At 66.9% G+C, this 21,640-nt stretch carries 18 protein-coding genes and 1 tRNA gene; 6 read left to right on the forward strand and 13 right to left on the reverse strand.

What is annotated here, in order from left to right; all coding sequences use genetic code 11:
- Window positions 1–118: 118 nt before the first annotated feature.
- Complete coding sequence (locus tag ACP7AR_RS06770; RefSeq protein WP_426184022.1) at window positions 119–1,192, reverse strand: glycosyltransferase; 1,074 nt, start codon at window positions 1,190–1,192, stop codon at window positions 119–121.
- Window positions 1,193–1,258: 66 nt separating this feature from the next.
- Here ACP7AR_RS06770 and ACP7AR_RS06775 point away from each other — a divergent pair, with 66 nt between their 5' ends.
- Both ACP7AR_RS06775 and ACP7AR_RS06780 read left to right on the forward strand, forming a co-directional pair.
- Window positions 1,259–3,019: a DUF4012 domain-containing protein gene (locus tag ACP7AR_RS06775; RefSeq protein WP_426184024.1), complete on the forward strand. Its 1,761-nt coding sequence runs from the start codon at window positions 1,259–1,261 to the stop codon at window positions 3,017–3,019.
- A 149-nt stretch (window positions 3,020–3,168) separates the two neighbouring features.
- Window positions 3,169–3,738 carry a hypothetical protein gene (locus ACP7AR_RS06780; protein ID WP_426184026.1) on the forward strand — a complete coding sequence of 190 codons (570 nt, stop codon included), beginning with the start codon at window positions 3,169–3,171 and terminating at the stop codon, window positions 3,736–3,738.
- Between the two features lie 172 nt (window positions 3,739–3,910).
- Here the strand turns inward: ACP7AR_RS06780 and ACP7AR_RS06785 are convergent, their stop codons facing one another.
- From ACP7AR_RS06785 to ACP7AR_RS06810, 6 genes are all read right to left on the reverse strand, one after another.
- Window positions 3,911–5,362, reverse strand: coding sequence for an LCP family protein (locus ACP7AR_RS06785; protein ID WP_426184028.1), 1,452 nt, complete (start codon window positions 5,360–5,362; stop codon window positions 3,911–3,913).
- Window positions 5,359–5,826 carry a 5-(carboxyamino)imidazole ribonucleotide mutase gene (purE, locus tag ACP7AR_RS06790; RefSeq protein WP_426187668.1) on the reverse strand — a complete coding sequence of 156 codons (468 nt, stop codon included), beginning with the start codon at window positions 5,824–5,826 and terminating at the stop codon, window positions 5,359–5,361. Before purE ends, ACP7AR_RS06785 begins: the two co-directional genes overlap by 4 nt.
- Before the next feature lie 155 nt (window positions 5,827–5,981).
- Window positions 5,982–7,121, reverse strand: a complete 1,140-nt coding sequence (locus ACP7AR_RS06795; protein ID WP_426184030.1) for a 5-(carboxyamino)imidazole ribonucleotide synthase — start codon at window positions 7,119–7,121, stop codon at window positions 5,982–5,984.
- 67 nt (window positions 7,122–7,188) lie between these two features.
- Window positions 7,189–7,743, reverse strand: coding sequence for a PH domain-containing protein (locus tag ACP7AR_RS06800; RefSeq protein ID WP_426184032.1), 555 nt, complete (start codon window positions 7,741–7,743; stop codon window positions 7,189–7,191).
- Window positions 7,744–7,829: 86 nt separating this feature from the next.
- Window positions 7,830–8,594, reverse strand: coding sequence for a biotin--[acetyl-CoA-carboxylase] ligase (locus ACP7AR_RS06805; RefSeq protein ID WP_426184034.1), 765 nt, complete (start codon window positions 8,592–8,594; stop codon window positions 7,830–7,832).
- Between the two features lie 34 nt (window positions 8,595–8,628).
- Window positions 8,629–9,918 (reverse strand): CDP-glycerol glycerophosphotransferase family protein, encoded by a 1,290-nt coding sequence (locus ACP7AR_RS06810; RefSeq protein WP_426184036.1) that lies wholly within the window; start codon window positions 9,916–9,918, stop codon window positions 8,629–8,631.
- 97 nt (window positions 9,919–10,015) lie between these two features.
- On the opposite strand from ACP7AR_RS06810, the gene ACP7AR_RS06815 reads away from it, so the two are divergent.
- Window positions 10,016–11,041, forward strand: a complete 1,026-nt coding sequence (locus ACP7AR_RS06815) for a glycosyltransferase family 2 protein (RefSeq protein WP_426187670.1) — start codon at window positions 10,016–10,018, stop codon at window positions 11,039–11,041.
- A 10-nt stretch (window positions 11,042–11,051) separates the two neighbouring features.
- Here the strand turns inward: ACP7AR_RS06815 and ACP7AR_RS06820 are convergent, their stop codons facing one another.
- The 3 genes from ACP7AR_RS06820 to ACP7AR_RS06830 form a co-directional block, all read right to left on the reverse strand.
- Window positions 11,052–12,488 (reverse strand): CDP-glycerol glycerophosphotransferase family protein, encoded by a 1,437-nt coding sequence (locus ACP7AR_RS06820; RefSeq protein ID WP_426184038.1) that lies wholly within the window; start codon window positions 12,486–12,488, stop codon window positions 11,052–11,054.
- Entirely contained in the window at window positions 12,485–13,738 is a 1,254-nt protein-coding gene (locus tag ACP7AR_RS06825; protein ID WP_426184040.1) for a CDP-glycerol glycerophosphotransferase family protein, read from the reverse strand. The genes ACP7AR_RS06820 and ACP7AR_RS06825 overlap by 4 nt, the downstream gene beginning before the upstream one ends.
- 70 nt (window positions 13,739–13,808) lie before the next feature.
- On the reverse strand, window positions 13,809–15,374 hold the full coding sequence (locus ACP7AR_RS06830) for a S1C family serine protease (RefSeq protein ID WP_426184042.1): 1,566 nt from the start codon (window positions 15,372–15,374) through the stop codon (window positions 13,809–13,811).
- Window positions 15,375–15,467: 93 nt separating this feature from the next.
- Here ACP7AR_RS06830 and ACP7AR_RS06835 point away from each other — a divergent pair, with 93 nt between their 5' ends.
- Window positions 15,468–16,670, forward strand: coding sequence for an aminotransferase class I/II-fold pyridoxal phosphate-dependent enzyme (locus tag ACP7AR_RS06835; protein ID WP_426184044.1), 1,203 nt, complete (start codon window positions 15,468–15,470; stop codon window positions 16,668–16,670).
- A gap of 251 nt (window positions 16,671–16,921) precedes the next feature.
- Window positions 16,922–17,848 carry a hypothetical protein gene (locus tag ACP7AR_RS06840; protein WP_426184046.1) on the forward strand — a complete coding sequence of 309 codons (927 nt, stop codon included), beginning with the start codon at window positions 16,922–16,924 and terminating at the stop codon, window positions 17,846–17,848.
- A gap of 116 nt (window positions 17,849–17,964) precedes the next feature.
- Here the strand turns inward: ACP7AR_RS06840 and ACP7AR_RS06845 are convergent, their stop codons facing one another.
- A complete protein-coding gene (locus ACP7AR_RS06845; RefSeq protein ID WP_426184048.1) occupies window positions 17,965–18,768 on the reverse strand; it encodes a carbon-nitrogen hydrolase family protein in 804 nt (267 codons plus the stop codon).
- Window positions 18,769–18,837: 69 nt separating this feature from the next.
- Between ACP7AR_RS06845 and ACP7AR_RS06850 the strand changes: the two genes are divergently transcribed.
- Window positions 18,838–18,911, forward strand: a tRNA-Met gene (locus ACP7AR_RS06850).
- Window positions 18,912–19,000: 89 nt separating this feature from the next.
- Here the strand turns inward: ACP7AR_RS06850 and ACP7AR_RS06855 are convergent.
- Both ACP7AR_RS06855 and ACP7AR_RS06860 read right to left on the reverse strand, forming a co-directional pair.
- A complete protein-coding gene (locus tag ACP7AR_RS06855) occupies window positions 19,001–20,665 on the reverse strand; it encodes an alpha-amylase family protein (RefSeq protein ID WP_426184050.1) in 1,665 nt (554 codons plus the stop codon).
- Complete coding sequence (locus ACP7AR_RS06860) at window positions 20,662–21,627, reverse strand: TIGR03885 family FMN-dependent LLM class oxidoreductase (RefSeq protein WP_426184052.1); 966 nt, start codon at window positions 21,625–21,627, stop codon at window positions 20,662–20,664. Before ACP7AR_RS06860 ends, ACP7AR_RS06855 begins: the two co-directional genes overlap by 4 nt.
- Window positions 21,628–21,640: the final 13 nt, after the last annotated feature.

Below are 21,640 nucleotides of genomic sequence, written 5' to 3' on the forward strand. Positions count from 1 at the left end.
TAGTGTGGCGGAAGTTACGGGATGATGCCACTGAGGCCAGAGAATCCACCTAAGAATGCGGCGTGTCGCGCGAATTCGCAGGCCTTCGCCAGGCTCACGGATCGCCCGTGCGGAGAGATCAGAGATCTGCGTGCAGCGACCAGACGCGCTCGGCCGAACTCGCCCACGAGAACGCACGTGCCCTGTCCCCCGCCAGCACGCCGAGGCGTTCCGCCCCGGTTCCCACGGCATCCGTCAGCGCATCAGAGAGCTCCTCCGACGCGACCAGCGCACCACCTTCGGCGATGACATCGCGGTGCACACCGCTGTCGACCGCCAGAAGCGGAACGCTCAACGTCATCGCCTCCATCGCACGCCACGGCCAGGCGGAAAGGTCACTCGTCGCCACGAGAGCAGTCGCCCCGGCAAGCAGAGCCGCACGATCCTCAGGGCCGAGCTTGCCTCGAATGTGCGCTCTGCGCTCGGGCAGGCCGACGGCGGATGCGACCTCAGCAAGCTGCGGCTCCGCGCCTTCGGCGGCATCGACCACGACAGCATCGACATCAGCTGCTGCAGCGGCCCGGAAACCGTGCTCGAGACTCTTCGCCGAGCCGGTGAGCACGACGTAACGCTCCGGCAGGGTAAGAGTGGCTCTCCGCTCAGTGGCGTCGACCGGGACTGCGAATCCTTCTGGCGCTGCGCCGGCGATCACGCGCACCCGATCCCCGAGCTTCGCGAACGACATGATCCGCTCCGCCATCGCGTGGGACGGGACGACCACGACATCCGCGTGCCTGGCCGCGCGACGCAGCATCCCGCGTTGCCAGGCGACGGTGCCTTTCGACAGCAGCTCTGGCGCCTCCCACGCACGCAGATCCCATATGGTGACAGCGACCTGGTCATCGTCGTGCAGGCGATCGTGCTTCACCAACGGCGCCATGAGCGTCGGCGCGTGAATGAGGCCGCCGCCTACGCCAGGAACGATCCCCAGCTGCCACGATCCCGCGAGCTCGCGCCGCGCCAGCGGCAGCACGCGCGTACCTGCGAGCCCGGGCAGATCTGCCGCTCCCCCGGCGGGAACGATGGCCTCGACGGTGCAGTCCGTCGGCGTGGTGGCGATCAGTCCGGTGGCCAGGTCCAGAGCTGCGGCTGCCTGATCCGCGTCGACGATCTGCGTGATCTGGTCGAGAACGACACGCAACTTGGCACCCATATCCAAAGAGTAACCTCGGCGGCGAAAAAACCCGTGAGTGACGCCGGTCCATGCTTGAATGCTGGGGTGAGCGACGGTCGACTTCCAGTGCAGCGTCGGTGGATCCGATGGGTCATCGGCGCGCTTGTCGCCTTCCTCGTGCTCGCGACCGGGTGGGTGGTCATCCGAGGCGTCAGCGCAGTGAGCGAACTGCAGAGCGTCGCGAACTCGGCCTCTCAGATGCGCTCCTCGATCGCGGACGGCGACCTCGAGCGTGCCGCTCTGATCGCTCCCCGCGTTGCCCAGCACGCCGCTTCGGCCCGCGATCTCACCTCTGACCCTGTCTGGCGCGGATTCGAGTTCGTCCCGTGGTTGGGCGCGAACTTCACCGCGGTGCGTGAAGTCGCCGAGGTCGCGGACGACATCGCATCGGATGCCGTCAGTCCTGTCCTCGCGATAGCGGGTGACATCGACCTCGCGAGTTTCGGCTTCACGGGTTCGACGATCGACCTGGCTCCCCTCGCAGGCGTGGAGGCGCCGCTCGCTGCCGCGAGCGCGACGCTCAGCGCTGCAGAGACGCAGGCGCAGCAGATCGATGCCGACGCAGCGCTCCCTCCGTTGGCGGATGCTGTCCGCGAGATGCGTGACGTCGTGACAGAAGCCGCAACGGTCGTCGGCGCTCTCCACGGCGCCGCCGTCCTGCTGCCTCCGATGCTCGGCGCCGACGAGCCTCGCACGTACGTCCTCGCGATGCAGAACAGCGCCGAACTGCGATCCGACGGTGGCATCGTGGGATCCCTTGCGCTGCTTCGCGCCGACGAGGGCTCGATCAGCATCGTCAAGCAGGCCTTCACCGGCGACTTCCCTGCGCTGGCAGAGCCACTGCCGCTGAGTGACTCGACGATCGCGCTCTTCGGAGACGGCCCGGGCCGTCACATCCAGAACATCACGAGCATCCCCGACTTCACCGAGGCCGGGGCGATGATCGCCCTGCGCTGGGAGCAGCAGTTCGGAGAGAGTGTCGACGGCGTCGTCGCGGTCGACGCCGTCGTCGCCGAGCATCTGATCGATGCCACCGGCGACTTGACGTTCGGCCCGTTCACGGCGACCTCCGACACGATCCTGCCGATCCTGCTGTCCGAGATCTATGCGACGTACGCGGACCCCCTGCAGCAGGACGTCGTGTTCGCGGAAGCCGCGAACGCGCTCTTCGCTGCCGCGCTCAGCAGCGGACAGCCTCAGCAGCTGATCGGGGCGATCGCAGCGTCCTCAGACGAGGATCGCATCCGGATCTGGAGCGCGCACCCCGAAGAAGAAGAGATGCTCGCAGCGTCGACGCTCGGCGGAGCGCTTCCGGTGGACGGTCCGCGGGGCCCGTACGTGGGCGTGCTCTTCAACGACACGACCGGCGGAAAGATGAACTTCTACACGGACGCCGTCATCCGCACCGCCGTCGGCGAGTGCCGAGGCGAGCCGACGACCCAGGTGCGAGTGACCTGGACGAACGATGCGCCCGCAGACGCCGCAGAGACCCTACCCGCCTATGTGACCGGGAACGGGGTCTTCGGAGTCGAAGCCGGCAGCGTGCGCACGCTGATCGCGATCTACGGCCCAGAGGGCGCCACAGTGCAGGCGGTCGACCGTGATGGTGAGGAAGAAGGCGTCCAGACCGCCCTTCTCGGCACCCGCAACGTCGTGCAGCACGACGTGCTCCTCGCGCCAGGCGAGTCCACCACGGTCACGGTCTCCTTCATCGGCACAGGGGCGGGCGACCGCCTGACCAGAGTGCAGCACACCCCCATGATCGACACCCCTGAGACGGCACGCGCGGAATTCACCTGCGACTAGTGACAAATCGTTCGACCATGAGCTAATGTCATCTTCACTGGGGAATATCGGACTCTGCATTTCTGCCGTGGGGGCAGGAAGAGTCCACGCAGTCGAACGCAGGGGTGTGTTCGGATGCGATTCCGCGTGTATCTCTCTGGGGGAGAATCATGCTGAAGAAACTGGCTGCAATCAGCCTGACCGCTGGCGCGCTGGTGCTTGCCGCACCGGCTGCCGCCTCTGCTGCACCGGGAGACTCGTACGCCGAGCCTCCGAGTGTGCTCGTCGATACTCCTGTCGTCGACGTCTGTGGAGAATCGACCGTCGTGTTCGAGCCCGGCTACTTCCAGCCAGGCGAGAACGTGTCTGTCGGAGTCTCCGGCGCGAAAGCGGCGGACGCATCGTACTCGGGCAATGTCGCGAGCGCCGAAGGTGCGATGGAGCTGTCGTTCAGTCCACCCGCCGATGGGGAGGGCAACTACTCCATCGCATTCAGCGGCACGCGCTCGTACACCGCGGTGATCACGGTGGCGCACGCGCATGACGCTGCTGCGGGCTGCGACCACGACCACGACCCCGCGGCTGCGCCCGCGGGCGCCGAGGCGCCGCAGACCGGCGAACTCGCGCTCGCAGCCACCGGCGGCGCAGTGCCGCCGGTGGTGATCGGCGGCGGCCTTGTCGCCCTTGCAGCCGGGGGACTGCTCGTGGCGACGGGGGTGGCGCGCCGCAGGCGGTCGTAGATCGGGTCACCGCATCTCGCGGTGATCTACTCGCCGGGCGGCGGCGGTCCCTCCCCCTCCGACTGTCGTCGTCCGGTGTCAGCCGGTGCAGACCGGCGGGCCCGCTGCCCATCACCACACTCGTGTGTGATGGGCAGTGAGCCGCTCCGCATGCGGTCCGTCCGGTGGCCGATCAGGGCGTGGGCGCTGGCGTCTCGGTCGGAGGATGCAGCGTCTGCTGCGCAAGATCGCGGACGAACGCGTAGTCGGGCTCGAACTCGTCGACGCCGGTCTCCGGCACGAGCTCGATCGACGTGACCGTCTGCTCCTTGGCCTTCAACATCAGATCGAAGAACTCCGAGAGCTTGTCCTTGGGCAGGTCGGTGTCGACGAGCACCGTTCCCGCAGAGGCGATGTCGTTGAACCTGGTGAGCACATTCTCGGGGGTGAACTGATCGAGGATCGCGATCTGGAGCTGCCGCTGGCGCTCCATGCGATCCCAGTCGCTGGTCGTGTACCGCGAGCGGGCGTACCACTGGGCGGTGTCGCCGTTCATGTGCTGCTGTCCGGGCTCGATCCACCCGATCGCCCATTCGTTGACGTCACTGCCGGTCCAGCCCTCAGGAGGTCCGCCCTTCGGCAGCCGCTCGGTGACGTTGATGTCGATCCCGCCGAGCGCATCGATCATCGCGGCGAAGCCGTTCATATCGATGAAGATGTAATACGGGATCTCGATGCCGAGAATCCCTTCCGCAGCATCCTTCGTCGCCTCGATGCCCGGCGCGGAGCCATGCGCCGCGGCATCCGGATACAGCTCGGCACCCTCGTCATCGCGACAGACCTCGGCCGCATAGCGGATGTGGTTCATCCAGCCGTTCCACCCGCACGTCGACGACGAGTGCCCCTCGAATCCATTCGGGTACAGCGCCTGCATCGGGCTGCCCTCGCTGAACGGCGCATTGGGGAGCTCCCGCGGAATCCCGAATATCGTCGTCGCGCCGGTTGTGGCGTTGACAGACACCACCGAGAGGCTGTCGAACCGCATCGAGTCGCGCCCATCGCCGCTGTCTGCGCCGAGCAGCAGGATGTTGTAGTAGCCCTCGCTGGGCTCGACGCTCGGTCCACTCTGACCGAAGATGTCATCGATCGCGCCCTTGCTGGAGCCTGCGACCGTGGCCGCGTAGCCGGCGCCACCGCCGAGCAGCCCCACGATGATCAGCGCGACGACCGGAATCGCCAGGCGAGAGATCGGGGGAACCTTGACCAGGCGCACGAGGCGCAGCGTATCGAAGGTCAAAACGATCCACAGCACCGCGTACGCGACGAACAGGACCTGGAGCAGGGTCAACGCGAACCAGTTCGTCACCACCGAGATGAGCATGGGACGCAGGAACAGCGCGGAACCGACCGCGACCACGACGAGGAACCAGCTGAGCAGCGTCGCGCCCAGGCCGATGCGGCCCAGTCGGCGATTACCGCCTGCGAGCACCTGAGCTGAACCGGGAACCAGCACGTTCATCAGGACGAGCCACCAGCCGCGGCGGCCCATGAAAGCGGGGTCAGCCGCATCAGGGTGACGCAGCGGGCGGGTCTCGATCACCCGGCGTCCGCTCCGCTTCACCGCGCTCGGAGCGGCGATCGTCACAGGGAGTCCTTCAGCCGTTCGTTCTTCTCAGCGACCTGGGACTCGAGCGTCCTGGCATAGTCCTCGAGTCGATCGGCTATCGCGGGATCCGACGCGCCGAGAATGCGCGTGGCGAGGATGCCGGCGTTGCGAGCGCCGCCGATGGACACGGTGGCGACCGGGATGCCGGCCGGCATCTGCACGATCGAGAGCAGCGAGTCCATCCCGTCGAGGTATGCGAGCGGCACGGGCACTCCGACAACGGGGAGCGGAGTCATCGATGCGAGCATGCCGGGCAGGTGCGCTGCTCCCCCCGCACCTGCGATGATGACGCGAATGCCCCTGCTCCGCGCTTCGCGCGCGTACTGCATCATCTTGTCGGGTGTGCGGTGCGCTGAGACCACCTCGACCTCGTGGGCGACACCGAATTCGGTGAGGGCCTGCGAGGCATCGCTCATCACGCGCCAGTCGGAGTCGGATCCCATCACGACGCCGACGACGGGCGCAGCGGAAGAGTGCAGAGGCTCAGTCACCACACCAGGGTACTTTCTGCTCCCCTGAGTTCTGCTGAACGGCGCGCCCTTCGACCTGCTGCCCGGGCGGAGTCACGGTCCTCAGCCGGACAGCCGAGCATGGCTCCTCAGGCGAAGTGCGCCGCCGCGGCGCGCGCGATGTAGACCACGTCGTCAAGGTCATCCCCTGCCACGTTCACGTGCCCGACCTTGCGACCTGGGCGTGCCGCTTTGCCGTAGGTGTGGATCTTCGCCGCGGGCTGCTCGGTCATCGCCGCATCGAAGCGGTCTTCGAACGTGCCTTCGGTCGGGCCACCGAGGATGTTCACCATCACCGACCACGGCGCGCGCGGCGACACGTCGCCGAGCGGGAGATCTGCCACGGCGCGCAGATGCTGCTCGAACTGCCCCGTGACAGCGCCGTCCTGGCTCCAGTGGCCGCTGTTGTGCGGGCGCATCGCGAGTTCGTTGACCAGGATGCGATCGTCGTCGGTCTCGAACAGCTCGACCGCCAGCATCCCGGTCACACCGAGGCCCTCTGCGATCTCTCGTCCGATCTCCTCCGCCACGCGCGAGAGCCGCTCGCTCGCGCCTGGCGCCGGGGCGAGCACCTCGGCGCAGACCCCGTCGCGCTGCACGGTCTCGACGACCGGGTACGCGACCATCTGTCCGCTCGGGCGGCGTGCGACCTGCTGGGCGAGCTCCCGTGCGAATGAGACGAGTTCTTCGACGAGCAGCGCATCGCCACCGGACGCCGACTCGGCTGCGACGGCGTCGAACCAGTCCGATGCGTCCTCCGCACTGCGTACGACACGCACACCCTTGCCGTCGTAACCGCCGCGCGGAGTCTTCACGACAGCCCTGCCGCCGTGGTCGTCCAGGAACGCCTGCAGTTCGTCGACGTTGCGAACAGCGGCCCAATCCGGCTGCGGCACCCCGAGCTCGGTGAGACGCTTACGCATCACCAGCTTGTCCTGCGCGAACTGCAGAGCATCCGGCCCCGGGTGCACGGCGACGCCTTCCTCGACGAGCGCCCGCAGGACCTCCTGCGGCACGTGCTCGTGGTCGAAAGTCACGACGTCGACGTCTTTCGCGAACGCGCGCACGGTGTCGAGATCGCGGTAATCCCCCACCGCGGTCGCCGCCAGGCGCGCCGACATGCCCTCGTCCTCGGCGAGCACTCGAAGTTCGAGGCCGAGCTCGACCGCCGGAGCGATCATCATCCGCGCCAGCTGTCCGCCACCGATCACGCCCACACGCAACGCCATAGAGATCTCCGTTCGTTGCATCCATTCTCGCGCATGGCGTGGACGTTTCGACTCGCCTACGGCGCGGTCAACGATCGGCGTCGTGCTCAGACATCGACTGCGCATCACGGTGAGCCAGGATCTGGTTCACCTCGATCTGATCGGCGAGCGCCTCGTGTATGAGCGTGACGTTGGGTACGTTCACGAGGCGCAGGGGTGTGTCGACCCCGTTCGAGAGCGTGATGGTCCCCGCGCCCCACATGCGCTGCACCATGCCGCGGCGGACGCCGATGGTGTACCCGCGCACGTGCGACATCTCTCGACTCTTGCGCGCGCCGATCCCCTCGCGCACGACCACGCGCCTGGTCGTGACGGTGTAGCTCCGTGACGCCCAGATCATGAAGGGAATCAGCACGCCGAACAGCACCAATGCCGCAGCGGCGGCGAGAAGCATCCAGTTCTCGAATTCGGGGGGCAGATTCCCATAGAAGAAGGCCGTGCCTCCCGAAACGACGATGAGCAGCAGCGCCGACCAGAACAGCGCGCGGGCGTGCCCACGAAAACGCGCGATGAGGAGCTCTTCGGCTGGTGAGCCTGGCGGCGGCATCATCGGCCGGCCTCCGAGTGTCACGGGCTGGGTCACACCTCCATTGTGCCTGGCACCTCGGACATCGCCTGCCAAGAGGCGGCGTGTCCGCCTGGCGTCCGCTCAGCGTGTCGGGCAGCCGCTCACGTCAATCGCGCGTGGACCACATCGCCTGCGGCGATCAGATGTTCCGTGCCCTCGCTGACGACGCAGAGTCGGCCGTCTGGTTCGAGACGCAGCGCAGTGCCGTGCAGCACCTCGCCGTCCGGCAGCGACACGTCGACCTCTCGCCCGAGACTGGCGCACTGCGCCGAGACGGCGGCGTGCACGCCGCTGCGCACGGCATCCCCCCATGTCGCGAGGGACGACACGAGATCGTCCAGCCGCCGCACGTACGCGGCGACGAGCAGATCGGCATCGGCCTCCTCGCCGAGCACCGCGAACGACGTGGCCGTGGGCACCGGAAGCTGCTGATGCGTCATCGCGGTGTTGACGCCGGCGCCGACGATCACGGCGGTTCCGGTCGATTCGGCGAGGATGCCGCAGATCTTCCGCCCGTCCACCAGAACATCGTTCGGCCACTTCACGCAGACTTCTTGCTCCGGGAGCTGAGCGGCGACGGCGTGCGACATCGCCACTCCGGCGATGAGCGGAATCCAGCCGGTCAGCTCGGAAGCGGTCGGCAGCTCGCGCAGCAGAACCGAGATCGCCAGGGCAGAGCCGGCCGGCGCCACCCACGAGCGATCCAGTCTCCCCCGGCCCGCGGTCTGATTGTCGGTGAGGAGCACCGACAGGTGCGGCCACGCCACCGAGTCAGAGGAAAGCGCACGCAACGCCGCATTCGTCGATGCGGACTCGTCGAGCACCTCGAAGCGGGATGCCACGGTTTCGGCCTGTGGGAAGTGCATGCCGGCCAGTCTACGGAGCAGCACCGATCAGGGCTCAGCCGTGCAGCTCTTCGTCCTTGTCTTCTTCGTCGTCGTCGTCCTCATCGGGCTTGATCGCGCCCATCTCGCGAATGCGCCACTCGTCCCACTCACCCATCAGCTGCTCGATCGCAGCGTGGAATTTCGCAGTGGCGACGCCGGGCGTCGTATCCCCGAAGTAGTGCTGCACCCACATGTGCAGCCGTTTGACGGCATCAGAGTCGCCGCGGACGCGCGCGATCTCGCGTACGACATCTGCCGCAGCATCCGCCGTCAGCCACTCGCAGTCGGAGAGATATCCGCTCCTGTCGACCGATGCCTGCTCGTCGACCGGGCGGGTGATCATGAGCGGCTTCCCCGCTGCGAGACGGTCGTAGACCATCGCCGAGATGTCGACGATGGCGACGTCGGCGGCTGCGAGCTGCCAGCCGAGCTCCGGACCGTCGTCGTAGACGTGTGTCGCGCCGGGATCCGCATTGTTGGCCGCTGCGATCGCAGCGATGATGCGTCGATGGGCGGCACCGTACTCGTCATCCACCACGCCGCTGCGCGGGTGGGGGCGATAGATCACCCGATGCGTTCCGGTGGAGAGCAGCGCATTCACGAGGGTTTCGCCGTGCGTGACGATCGACCCGTAGTGCGCGCTGGGGCGATCGCCCTCCCACGTCGGCGCGTACAGCACGACAGTGCGCTCGTCAGGCGTGTACGGCAACGTGCCTGAGAAGTGATCGGCCTGCGGGCGGCCGATCTCGATGGTACGGCGGTCGATGTCGAAGTCCCACAGCGTGCGAGACAGCCGGTCACGCGCTGCCTGACCGGCCACCAGCGCGTAGTCGTACGCCTTGTATTGGTTGGTGGTCATGTACATCTTGTCGGACTCGCCGTGGTTGATGAACACGTGCCAGCGGCGACCGTAGCGGAACATCTGGAAGTTGCGAGTGTTCTGGTTCACGTACAGAACGATGCGGATGTCCTGATCCCGGATGAAGTGCTCGAGGTCTCGCACCGTCGGGACGAAGGCGACCGGTGGTGCATCCTCGGCGATCAGCTTCTCTGCGCCGATCGCGTTGCGGGCGAGCACGACCACTGGCCAGAGCTTCTCGAGTTCGGCGAGCGGCCGGTACCACTGGCGCATCTGATACATGTTGACCGCGCCGTCGGCGAAGTACACGGCGATCTTGTAGTGCCCCTCGGGATGCGGAGGACGCGTCTCGAGGGTGCGCCTGACGCGCTGCACCGCCGAGCGTGAGCGCATCGCCTTGCGCAGCATGCGATACGCCTTCTTGACATCTTTTACAGCACCCACATGTCAAGAGTACGCAGGCGCCCCCGTTTCACCGTGACATGATCGGGGGGTGGTAGAGAACGATTCGGCAACGCCTGCAGACGGAGTGTCTTTCGTGATGCCCGTGCTGAACGAGCGCGCCTATCTCGAACACGCCATCGCCTCCGTGTTGGAGCAGCAGTTGGACGGTCCTGCCGAGCTCGTCCTCGCACTCGGCCCTTCGACAGACGGGACCACCGAGCTCGCTCGGCGTCTCGCAGCGGACGACGACCGCATCCGTCTGGTGGACAACCCCGACGCCCACATCCCCGTCGGTCTCAACGCCGCGATCCGCGCCAGCCGGTACCCGACCATCGTGCGCGTGGATGCGCACTCCGAACTGTCTCCCGGCTATGCGCAGCGCGCGCTCGCGACGCTGAGGCGCACCGGTGCCGCCAATGTCGGAGGCGTCATGCGCGCCGACGGCCGAACGCCCTTCCAGAAGTCGGTGGCCAGGGCGTACAACTCACCCATCGGGCTCGGAGGCGGCGCCTACCACGGCACCACCCACGAGGGTGAGGCCGAGTCCGCATACCTCGGCGTCATGCGCCGCTCCGTGCTCGAAGAGGTGGGCTTCTTCGACGAGTCGATCCGTCGCGGAGAGGATTGGGAGCTCAACCTGCGCATCAGGCAGGCAGGGCACAAGGTCTGGCTCGATCCGCAGCTTTCGGTGACCTACTGGCCGCGCGAGAGCTGGTGGCGTCTGGCGCGTCAGTTCCGTGCCACGGGAGCCTGGCGCGGCGAACTCGTGCGGCGGTACGGGCGCAGCAACGGCGTTCGGTTCTTCGCGCCGCCCGCGCTGGTGCTGAACGTCACTCTCGCGCTGATCGTGGCTGCGCTGCAGCTGACCGGTGTGCTGGCCGGCATCGCTTCTGCCGTGGCATCCGTCGTCTATCTGCCGCTCATCGCCTACGTTCTTCTCGTGATCGCGATGGCACTTCAGCCGGGAGACGGCAGGTCAGCGCGCGAGCGGATCTGGACTCTCGCCGTACTGCCGACGATGCATCTGGCTTGGGGCGCAGGGTTCCTCGTCGGTGTGCTGCGTGGAGCCCGCGGGACGGTCGACGCCTCGCGCCTCGGCACTCAGAACACGCCGCTTCCCTAGGCGCAGTGCGTCACGCGTCGACGAATCCGAGATCCAGCAGCCGGGAGACGACGCGCTCCGCAGCGCGGCCATCGTCGCGACCGTTGAACTGCTTCCGCCACGCGCCATAGCGCTCCGCGAAGAAACCGGGCAGCGTGTCATCCATCAGAGCATCGGCGAGCTCGTCCTGCGTCGTCACCAGCGGACCGGGCGCGCGCTCGGCGAGGTCGAAGTAGAACCCGCGGAGCTCTCCACGGTAGTGATCCAGATCGGGAACCATGAAGTACATCGGCTTGCCGGTCACGCTGTAGTCGAACATCACCGAGGAGTAGTCGGTGATGAGAGCATCAGCGACGAGCAGCAGTCGCGCTGTATCCGGGTACCCCGTGACATCGATCACTCTCGCACCCGAGTGGTCGCGTCCAGGACGCAGCGTGCGCGAGTGACCGCGGACCAGCACCACGGCATCCGTCTGCTCTGCGAGCAGCTGCGGATCGACGAAGTCCACGATCTCACTGCGGTCATCGCGCCAGGTCGGCGCGTACAGCAGCACCCGTTCATCGGCGCCGATGCCCAGCGCCTTGCGCGTCGCCGATCCGTCATCCGTGGTGAGCACATCGTTACGCGGATAACCGTCGGTCCAGATCGGCTTGCCGAAGAACGCGTAGGCCTTCTTCAGGATGCGCTCGGAATAGGTGTTCTGCGCGAGCAGGACGTCCCACCGACGCGATTCCTTCACCACAGCGGCCATGCGTCGCGGATCGAAGCCGCGGCGGTGCAGCGCGAGGCGCTTCAGCGGCGTCCCGTGCCAGGTCTGCAGCACCTTCTGCCCGCTCTTGCGCGCGAAGCGCCGACGCATCCAGTCGTTCACGACGAGCAGCCGTGCGGCACCTCGGGCGCGCCACCACTCCGGGCTGCCCTCGATCACCGCGATCGCACCCTCGGGAACGGCGATCGACAGGTCGACCACACTCCAGTATCTGGTGACGCTGGGTGCCCTGGTCGCGAGCTCGCGGTCGATCGCGCGCGGATTGCAGCCGACACTCTGCCCGTAGAAGCTCTCGAAGAACACGGCGTTCTCGTCACCGCCGGACTGCGAGACGTAGCGCTCCTCGAGAGTCGACTGGCCCTCGCTCGTCTCATAGATCGGTGCGACCGGCGCTGCGATCTCGACGTGGCCGCCGTGCAGCGCGATGCGCATGCTCGCGAGCAGGGCGGAGCCTATTTCGATGTCGTCGAGTTCGACGCCATCGATGTTCAGGGCATAGGACCCCGAAGGCAATGGCAGAGCATCTCCCGTCCAACGGATGCCGCGAAGCGGAACGACCGCCTTCCAGGTCTTGCCCCCGCCTGTCACCTTTCCCGACACACGCGCCCGGGCACCCTCGAGGGTCGCCGAGCCCGGCTTGGGACCGGTGCCTGCGATGATCAGCGTCTCCGCCTGCTCATCGATCCGGGCAGTCGTCATCGTGCTCCCTTCGGCGCGGGGATCCCCCGCGTACGGATTGCCTTGTACACACGACGGGTGTTGTGTCCGTCGCGGTATTCGTGCACCTGTGCGCTGAGCGTACTGGAGCGCGCCGAGCGTGCGGTGAACACCTCGTCGTCCGTGAGCAGCGTCTCGAGCTGGCGGAGAAGAGCAGGCCAGTCGTGCGCCGCGTCATCGCCTGCCACGTCTTCGTATCTTCCGTAGAACCCACGTGTGCGGGCGTACTCTTCTGCGTCAGGCGCGAGGTACAGCACCGGCATTCCCAGAAGCCCGACGTCGTATGCCAATGACGAGTAGTCGGTGATGAGCGCGTCGACACCCGGCAGCGCAGGGGTGATGTCGGTGATCAGATCGGATCCGAGCATCCGCACCCGGCCGCTGGGAAGCGGCGGCTGGTAGGCGCCGGCTCCGAGCGGATGCGACCGCACGAAGAGCACTGCGTTCCGGCTCTCGAGCAGGGCGATGATGCCGACCCACTGCGCCGCGGTCGGCACGGCGACGTCATCGGCACCGTCACGCCACGTCGGTGCGTACAGAAGCGCGCGGGCCCCATCGGGCAGGGCGCCAGTCGCATCGACGAGCAGAGCGGATGCCGCCTGCCGCCGCCCTTCCTCGGTGCCGGCTGACAGCACGTCCACGCGCGGCTCGCCGGTGACGATCACGCGCGCATCTCCCAGTGCGAATGCGGATTCGAGCCGCCCGCGCGAACGATCCGACGCGGCCGGCAGCACCTTGATGCGCTGAGCGGCGCGGCGGTACAGCAAGCCGACCAGACGGCGCAGAAGCGCCGCCCCGGGGATGTTCGGGACCTGCGTGGTCGCGGGCGAATCGAGTCCGATGCGCTTGAGCGGAATACCGTGCCACAGTTGCACGATGAATCCACCGGAGACGGCATAACGGTTCACATCTCCGAGGCCGTGCGTCACGACGAGGACCTCGGCCCGCGCAGTCGCCCACCAGCCGCGCAGCGACGACTTCGAGATCGTGGGGATGCCGAGTGCCGCAGCATCCGCTCGCTCACGGGCTGACGAGGTCAGCCACACCGCGTCGTGCCCCTCGGCCGTCGCGACCCGCCAGAGGGCCAGTGCACCGTCGCCGACCCCCGCGCCGCAGCCGAACACCCAGCGGCGCCCACGAGGCAGCAACAGCGTGCCTATTCCTCCGACGGCATACAACGGGATGCGCATGAGCTTGGCCGCATTGCCGGAGCCGAAAGAGAAGGACGCCACTCCGCGAGCCTATCGCGGGGTGGCGTCCTTCTCTGTGAATCCGGTAACGCATGCCGGCTCGGGAGTTCGGTCAGAGGCTGAGCTCTCCCAATGTCACTTCGATGTCGTACGACTTGCCGTCACGGACATACGTGAGTGTCGCGTCGCTGCCTGCGGCCGCCGCACGAACCTGTGCAGTGAGGTCGGTCGCGCTTGCGATGGGTGCGCCGTTGAATGCCGTGACGATGTCACCCTCGCGCAGGCCGGCGGCTTCCGCCGCGCCGCCGTCGACGGGAGCATCGGCGATGTACGCACCGGCGACCTCCGCGCCCTCGACCGTGGAGGCGTTGCTCACAGAAGCGCCGAGCAGGCCGTGCGTCGCCGCGCCGTCTTCGATGATCTCCTCAGAGATGCGCTTTGCCACGTTCGACGGGATCGCGAAGCCGACGCCGATCGAGCCCGACTCCTCTGAACTGCCCGCAGTCGCGATGGCGACGTTGATGCCGATGAGCTTGCCCTCGCTGTCGACGAGCGCACCGCCGGAGTTTCCGGGGTTGATCGCTGCATCCGTCTGGATCACTGCGATCGAGATCGACTCCGTGGCACCCTGCGTCTCGGTGCCGGGAAGGTCGAACTGGAAGGGCCCGCCCTCCTGCTCGGACTCGCCCCCGTCCTCCTGGCTGTCCTGCTCTGCCGAGTCCGGCAGGGCGGACGACGCGATCTGAATGCTGCGGTTGAGCGCACTCACGATGCCGGTGGTCACCGAGTTCGACAGACCGAGCGGTGCCCCCACGGCGACAGCGGTGGAGCCGACGTTGAGGTCGGACGAGTCCGCGAAGTCGATCGGAGTCAGGTCTTCCGCACCCTCGAGCTTGATGACCGCGAGGTCGTAGATCGGGTCGGTGCCCACGATCGTGGCGTCGTAGATACGGCCGTCGGATGCTGTCACCCTGATCGCGGGATCAGCGGCAGCACCACCGAGGGTGACCACGTGGGTGTTCGTGAGCACGTAGCCGTCCTTGCTGAGAACGACGCCCGAGCCGCTGCCGGATCCGTCCTGGGCGGCGACCTCGATCGTCACGACCGATGGCAGCACCGTGGTCGCGATCGCCGTGGTCTCGTTCACCGAGCCGGGGTTGTTCACAGTGATCGTGTCGGTGCCGGCCGCCGTGGTACCGGTCGGCTGCGCCCAGAGGTTGTTGCCGAGGTAGCTGCCGCCGAGACCCGCAGCGCCGCCGACGAGCGATGCCGCGACGATGAGTGCCGCGACTTTGCCTGCGCCGAACGGCTTCTTCTCTTTGGCCTTCGTCTCGATCGGCGTGACGGGTGCGGTGGGACCGTGGGTGCCGGCATCGTGTGCTGCGCCTGCGCCATATGCTGCACCTGCGCCGCTCTCGCTGAAGACCGGCCGGGTCTCGTCTGTGCTGTGCACCGGGTACGTCGGTGCCGGGATGCCGAATGCAGCACCCTGCGGCGAGGTGCGCTGCGGTTCCTGGGGCGACGTGCTCTGCGGTTCCTGAGGGGACGACTGCGTCGGCGCCTGATGATGCGACGCGAACGACGCGGGCATGTCGTGGCCGGCTCCAGTGCCGACCGGCCCCTGCGGCGCAGGCTGCTCGGGCGACGCGGACTCGTTGGTGTTCTTGTCTTCGTTCATGGTCTGCTCCTTCAACAAGTTCAGAGTGCCGGTCGTAGCTGTGCGTTCGTTATGGTCACGGTGAGTGTCGGCTATGGCCTTAGCCTGGTTTGCATGAGTGCTATTCCCGGCGCCTGGCGGCGCACTGCTGCAGGGGCAGGCCTGCTTTCGCCTGACGGTGCGGTCGCGCCCACCATCTTCGCAGAGATGTCTGCGGCCGCGATGAGAACGGGCGCCATCAACCTCGGCCAGGGCTTCCCCGATGAGGACGGCCCTGTCGAAGTGCTCGAGGCCGCGCGAGAGGCGATCTCGCAAGGGATGAACCAGTACCCGCCCGGGCGGGGGTACGCCGACCTGCTCGATGCGATCAGCGAACACCAGCGCCGGTTCTACGGGCTTTCGGTCGACCCTGCGACAGAGGTGATCGTGACCGCCGGCGCGACGGAGGCGCTGACGGCGACGCTGCTCGCATTGATCGACTCGCCCGATGACGAGGTCGTCGTTTTCGAGCCGTACTACGACTCGTATGCGGCTGCGGTGGCACTCGCCGGTGCGCGGCTGCGCACCGTTCCTCTGCGTCTGCCCGATTTCCAGCCGGATCTCGAGGTGCTCGCGGCATCCGTCACCGATCGCACGCGGATCATTCTCGTGAACGATCCGCACAACCCGACCGGAGTCGTCTTCTCGCCGGAGGTCAAGGCCGAAGTGGTCCGCCTCGCCCACCGGCATGATGCGGTCATCGTCACCGATGAGGTGTACGAGCACCTCACGTTCACCGCTCCCCACGTACCGATCGCGACGCTGCCAGGGGCGGCAGGACGCACACTGACCATCTCTTCAGGAGGCAAGACGTTCTCGGCCACAGGTTGGAAGATCGGCTGGATTCACGGCCCCGCTGATCTCATCACCGCTGTGCTGACCGTCAAGCAGTACCTCACGTACGTGAACGGATCGGCGTTTCAACCGGCGATCGCCGTTGGTCTGCGGATGCCTGACGCATTCTTCGCGGATGCCTCGGCTGCTATGGCCCGCAAGCACGCGATCCTCGGCGCAGGGCTGCGCGACGCGGGATTCGAGGTGATCCCACCACAGGGTGGATACTTCACGGTTGCGGACGCATCGGCTCTGGGCGGAGCGGATGCTGCCGCCTTCTGCCGTGCGTTGCCGGACAGGGCCTGCGTCGTCGCGATCCCGTTGGATGCGTTCGTCAGCGCGGAGCACCGCGGCGCCTACTCCGGCCTGGTGCGCTTCGCCGCCTGCAAGCGCGTCGAGGTGCTCGAGGAGGCTGCGGGGCGGTTGGCCGCTGCGCAGTTCTGAGGCTGCGGCCCGTTCGCACTCGGCCCGCTCGGCTGGGCTGCTTGCCCTGGGCCCTGTTCACCCTCGGCCTGCTTGCCCTGGGCCTGCTTGCCCTGGGATGAGATCGATGGGAGTTTCTCGCACGTTGTCAGGCGTTCGGCGATGCGAAAAGCTCCCATGACTCTGTCTGCACAGATGCGGTGACAGAGTGGTTCTCCCCCGAACTCGCGCACGCGGCATCCAGCGGATCGTCTCGCGGTGAGTATGGCCCTATGCGCCACCGCACGCCCCTGCCCCGTCGCCTTGGCGGCGTCTTCCACGTGTCGGATGCCGCGGCAGCCGGCGTCGGCAGAGGCCGGGCGAATGCCGCCGATCTGCATCGCCCGTTCCTCGGCATCCGCGCTGTGGAGATTCCGGCGACCTTCCTCCAGAGCGCCGAGAGCTTCGCCCCGCGAATGCGCGAAACGCATCGGTACTGCGCAGTGTCAGCCGCTCGGGTGTGGGGACTTCCGCTGCCCTGGCATTGGACGGCGAGCGAACTGTTGCAGGTGGCGGTTCCGACAGATGCCTCGCCGCCACGTGTGCGGGGCGTGAGCGGTCGGCGCGTCGCCGCAGACCGCGGGTACACCTACTCGGTCGGCGGCCTGAAGACGATGGATCCGGTGTCAACGGTCGCCCTTCTCGCGCCTCGGCTGAATGTCGAGCAGATCATCGTGATGCTGGACGCGATCATCACCCCGTCGCAGCGATACCCCGGTCTGCGGATGGTGCGTCCGTTCTGTTCGGTCGACAGCATCCGCTCGCAGATCGAAGCGCTCGGCGCGTTCCGCGGAGTGCGGAAGATGCGCGACGCGCTCGAACTCGCGAGAGCTGGGGTCGATTCTCCGAAAGAGACGCAGACGCGACTCGCGATCATCGGCGCAGGTTTGCCCGAGCCCGTCGTGCAACACGCCGTTGACGATGCTGGCGGGCTCGTGGCGACCGTGGACCTGGCGTACCCCGAACTGAAGATCGCGATGGAGTACGAAGGCGACGGGCATCGCACCGACCGCGATCAGTGGCGCATCGACATCCAGCGTCAACGCAGGTTGGAAGAGCTCGGATGGGTCGTGATCCGGCTGACCGAACTCGACCTGACGACCGGCCGCAGCGCGTTCCTGGGCCTCCTCACCCGCACCGTTCACGCTCGCCGCAGCTGATCCGGGGCCCGAGGCGCGGTCGATGGGAGCTTTTCGCACGTGACAGCGGGTACTGGGATGCGAAAAGCTCCCATCGGCGGCTGTCGCGGCGGCGGGCGATCACCGCGGCGGCGGGGTCAGCGCGGGGTGACGCCGTAGCGGCGAAGCCGCAGTACGGGGTTCACTTCGCGCACACGAGTGACGGCATCCTTCGTGAGCTCGGCCACGGCGAGCCCCTCTCCGGTGCCCACACCTGCGAGCACGACCCCCTGCGGATCGATGATCTGCGAGTGCCCGACACCGATCGGCGTCGGATGATCGGCAGCGACGACGTAGACCGTGTTCTCTATCGCGCGTGCCGCGAGCAGAGTCGTCCAGTGGTGCTCCTTGAGTGGGCCGCGCACCCACTCCGCGGGAACGACGATGACATCGGCGCCGGCATCCACGAGCGTGCGGGCGACCTCGGGGAAGCGCAGGTCGTAGCAGGTCATCATCGCGACGCGCAGGCCGCCGATCTCGAGCGTCTCGGGAGCACCCAGCTCCCCCGCCTCGATCCAGTCGGACTCGGTCTGTCCGAACGCGTCGTACAGGTGCTGCTTCCGGTAGGTGGCGCGGACGCCATCGGCATCCACCGCCACGAGCGTGTTGCGCACCCGCTCCCCTGCCGCCTCCACGAGTCCGGCGATGATCGTGACGCCGTGAGCGGATGCCGTCGCCTGCAGCGTACGGACGAATTCTCCATCGAGCGACTCCGAGTTCTCGATCAGCGTCGCATCCATCGGATCGACGAAGTAGCTGGAGTACTCCGGGAACACGACAAGGCGTGCTCCCCTGGCAGCAGCATCCGCCGTCTGCTGCGCGACCCGGGCACGATTCTCGTCGCGCGACGCCGTGGGGCGGAATTGACAGACGGCGACGGGGAATGCGGCGGTCTCGGACATGTCTCCATCCTCGCGCAGTTTGCCCGTGGTTAACCAGCGCCGAATCCCGTGTTAGGCTAGTAGACGTGCCGCGGGGTGGAGCAGTTCGGTAGCTCGCCGGGCTCATAACCCGGAGGTCGCAGGTTCAAATCCTGTCCCCGCAACAAGTAAGGCCCCGAGATCCTTGAGATCTCGGGGCCTTCTCCTTTTCAGCCGCGTCCGACTCGGCAGGGTCGTGCAGCAGCAACGCCGCTCATGTCACACGACCATCCCCGGGCCGCGATACTCGAAGCCAGCGATAGCCGTAGGCCGGGACCTCCAGTTCGACCGTCCCATCGGAACCGAGCGCCGTGTGCGAGGGCTCGAGGAGGTCGAGGAGGGTCGTACCCTCCGGCTCACCCGACACACGGAAAGAGGTGGCCACCGGCACCTCCGCGAAGTTGTGGAGCGCGATGACACGGCCGACGTCAGCGGAAAGCGAATGCGCGAGAAGTGATTCGGCGGGCTGGTCGATCACCTCGGTACTGCCCCACCCCAGCTCGGGTGAGGTGCGGTACCTCGACGTGAGAGCGCGAATGAAATGCAGCAGCGATCCGTGATCCTCGAGCTGTGCGGCGACGTTGACGTGCTCGGGTGCGTATCCGTCCGACGGGGGCCGCGCCACGAGTCTGCTCTGCGCGGCATCCGAGAATCCTCCGTTGCGGTCCGCAGACCACTGCATCGGAGTCCGCACGGCCTCGCGGCCGGAGACCTCGACGTTCTCCCCCATGCCGATCTCTTCGCCGTAGAACAGCACCGGAGTCCCCGGCAGAGTGAAGAGCAGGCTGTAGGCCATGCGGATCCTGCGCGGATCGCCGTCGAGCATCGGAGGAAGGCGCCGCGTGATCCCTCGACCGAACACGCGCTGTCGTTCGTCCGGCGCGAACGCATCGAACACCTCTTCCCGTTCGCTGTCGCTGAGCTTGTCGAGGGTCAGCTCATCGTGGTTGCGGAGGAAGTTCGCCCACTGGACCTCTGACCCGAGCACGGGCCGGGCACGCAGCGCAGCGATCAGAGGGGCTGGATTCTTGCGCGCGAACGACAGGTACATCGCCTGCATCCCGACGAAATCGAACTGCATGGTGAGCTCGTCACCGTCTTCGCCGCCGAAATACTGCACCTGCTTCTCGTACGGCAGGTTCACTTCGCCGAGCAGTATCGCCTCGCTTGAACGACGCTGCAGGAACCGACGGATGTCGCGCAGCAGATCGTGCGGCTCGGGAATGCCGACCCCCTCAGGGATCTCGAGGAGGAACGGCACCGCGTCGACGCGGAAGCCCGAGATGCCCAGCTGCAACCAGAACCCGATGACTTTTGCGATCTCGTCGCGCACGCGCGGATTGGCGATGTTCAGGTCAGGCTGGTGCTCGTAGAAACTGTGCTGGTACCACTGCCCTGACTTCTCGTCCTTGCCCCAGATTCCATTCGCCTGACCGGGGAAGACCGCATTCTTCTGGCCTTTCGGAGGGGCATCATCGCGCCACACGTAGTAGTCCCTGAAAGGAGAGCTGACGCTGCGTTTGGCCGCGAGAAACCACGGATGCCGGTCGGAGGTGTGATTGATGACCAGGTCGACGATCACCCTCATCCCGCGATCACGGGCGGTGCGGATCACCTCGACGAGATCGCCGTGGCTGCCCAGACGGGAGTCGATGCCGTAGAAATCGCTGACGTCATAACCGTCGTCGCGATCCGGCGTCGGATAGAACGGCATCATCCACAGGCAGGTGACGCCCAGCTGCGACAGGTAATCGATCCGTTGGGCGAGTCCTTGCAGGTCGCCGACACCGTCGCCGTTCGAATCGAGGTACGTCTCGACATCGAGGCAATAGACGACTGCGGTCTTCCACCAGAGGTCGCTCGTGTCAGTGATCTTCACAGTCGCTCCTTCAACGCAGGGATCAGCTCGGATGCTGAGACGTCCAGGAACCGCGACTGCTCGGTGCCGACGTGGTGCAGGTACACACGCTCGAATCCGATGTCCACCAGATCCGCGATGCGGCCGGCCAACGAGGACGCGTCGTGGTCGACCAGGACGGCTTTTCGCAGATCCTTCTCATCGAGCGCCGCGGTCGCCGCATCGAACTCCTCCGGCTGCTCGAGGTCCCAGGTGACCGGGGGCGACAGCAGACCGTTGCGCCACTGGTCGCGGGCGATCGCGAACGCCTCGTCGTCGCTCTCCGCCAGGCTGAGGTGCACCTGCAGGATGCAGGGTCCGGTGCCTCCCGCATCACGGTAACCGTCGACGACTCGACGCAAAGCCGCGGGTTCCTGAGCGACAGTCGCAAGACCCTGCGCCCACGATGCGGCCCAGGCCGCGGTCTCGGTGCTCACGGCGGTCGCGAACAGCGGGGGCGGCTTCGCCGGCAGGCTCCAGACTCTGGCGCGGTGAACACGCACCAGACCGTCGTGGTCGACCTCTTCACCGTCCATCAGGCGATGGATCACGTCGACGCTCTCACGCAGCCGCTCGTTGCGGATGTGTTTGGCGGGCCAGCCATCCCCCGTCACGTGCTCGTTGATCGCCTCGCCGCTGCCCATCGCCGCCCAGAAACGCGCGGGGAACATCTCCTCCAGAGTGGAGAACGCCTGAGCGATCATCACCGGGTGATAGCGCTGTCCCGGCGCATTGACCATGCCGATCGAGAAACGGGTGCGGGCGAGCGCAGCGGCGATCCAGCTCAGCGCGAAACCCGAGTGGCCTTGGGCCGGACTCCACGGCGCGAGGTGGTCCGAGCACATCGCGCCATCGAAACCGGCACGCTCAGCTCCGACGACGGCGTCGAGTAGCACGCTCGGTGCGATCTGCTCGTGCGACGCATGGAAACCGATGAACACCATGCGCCGAGTCTCG

Source organism: Microbacterium sp. TWP3-1-2b2 (genome assembly GCF_049896145.1).
In the GTDB taxonomy this organism is placed as follows: domain Bacteria; phylum Actinomycetota; class Actinomycetes; order Actinomycetales; family Microbacteriaceae; genus Microbacterium.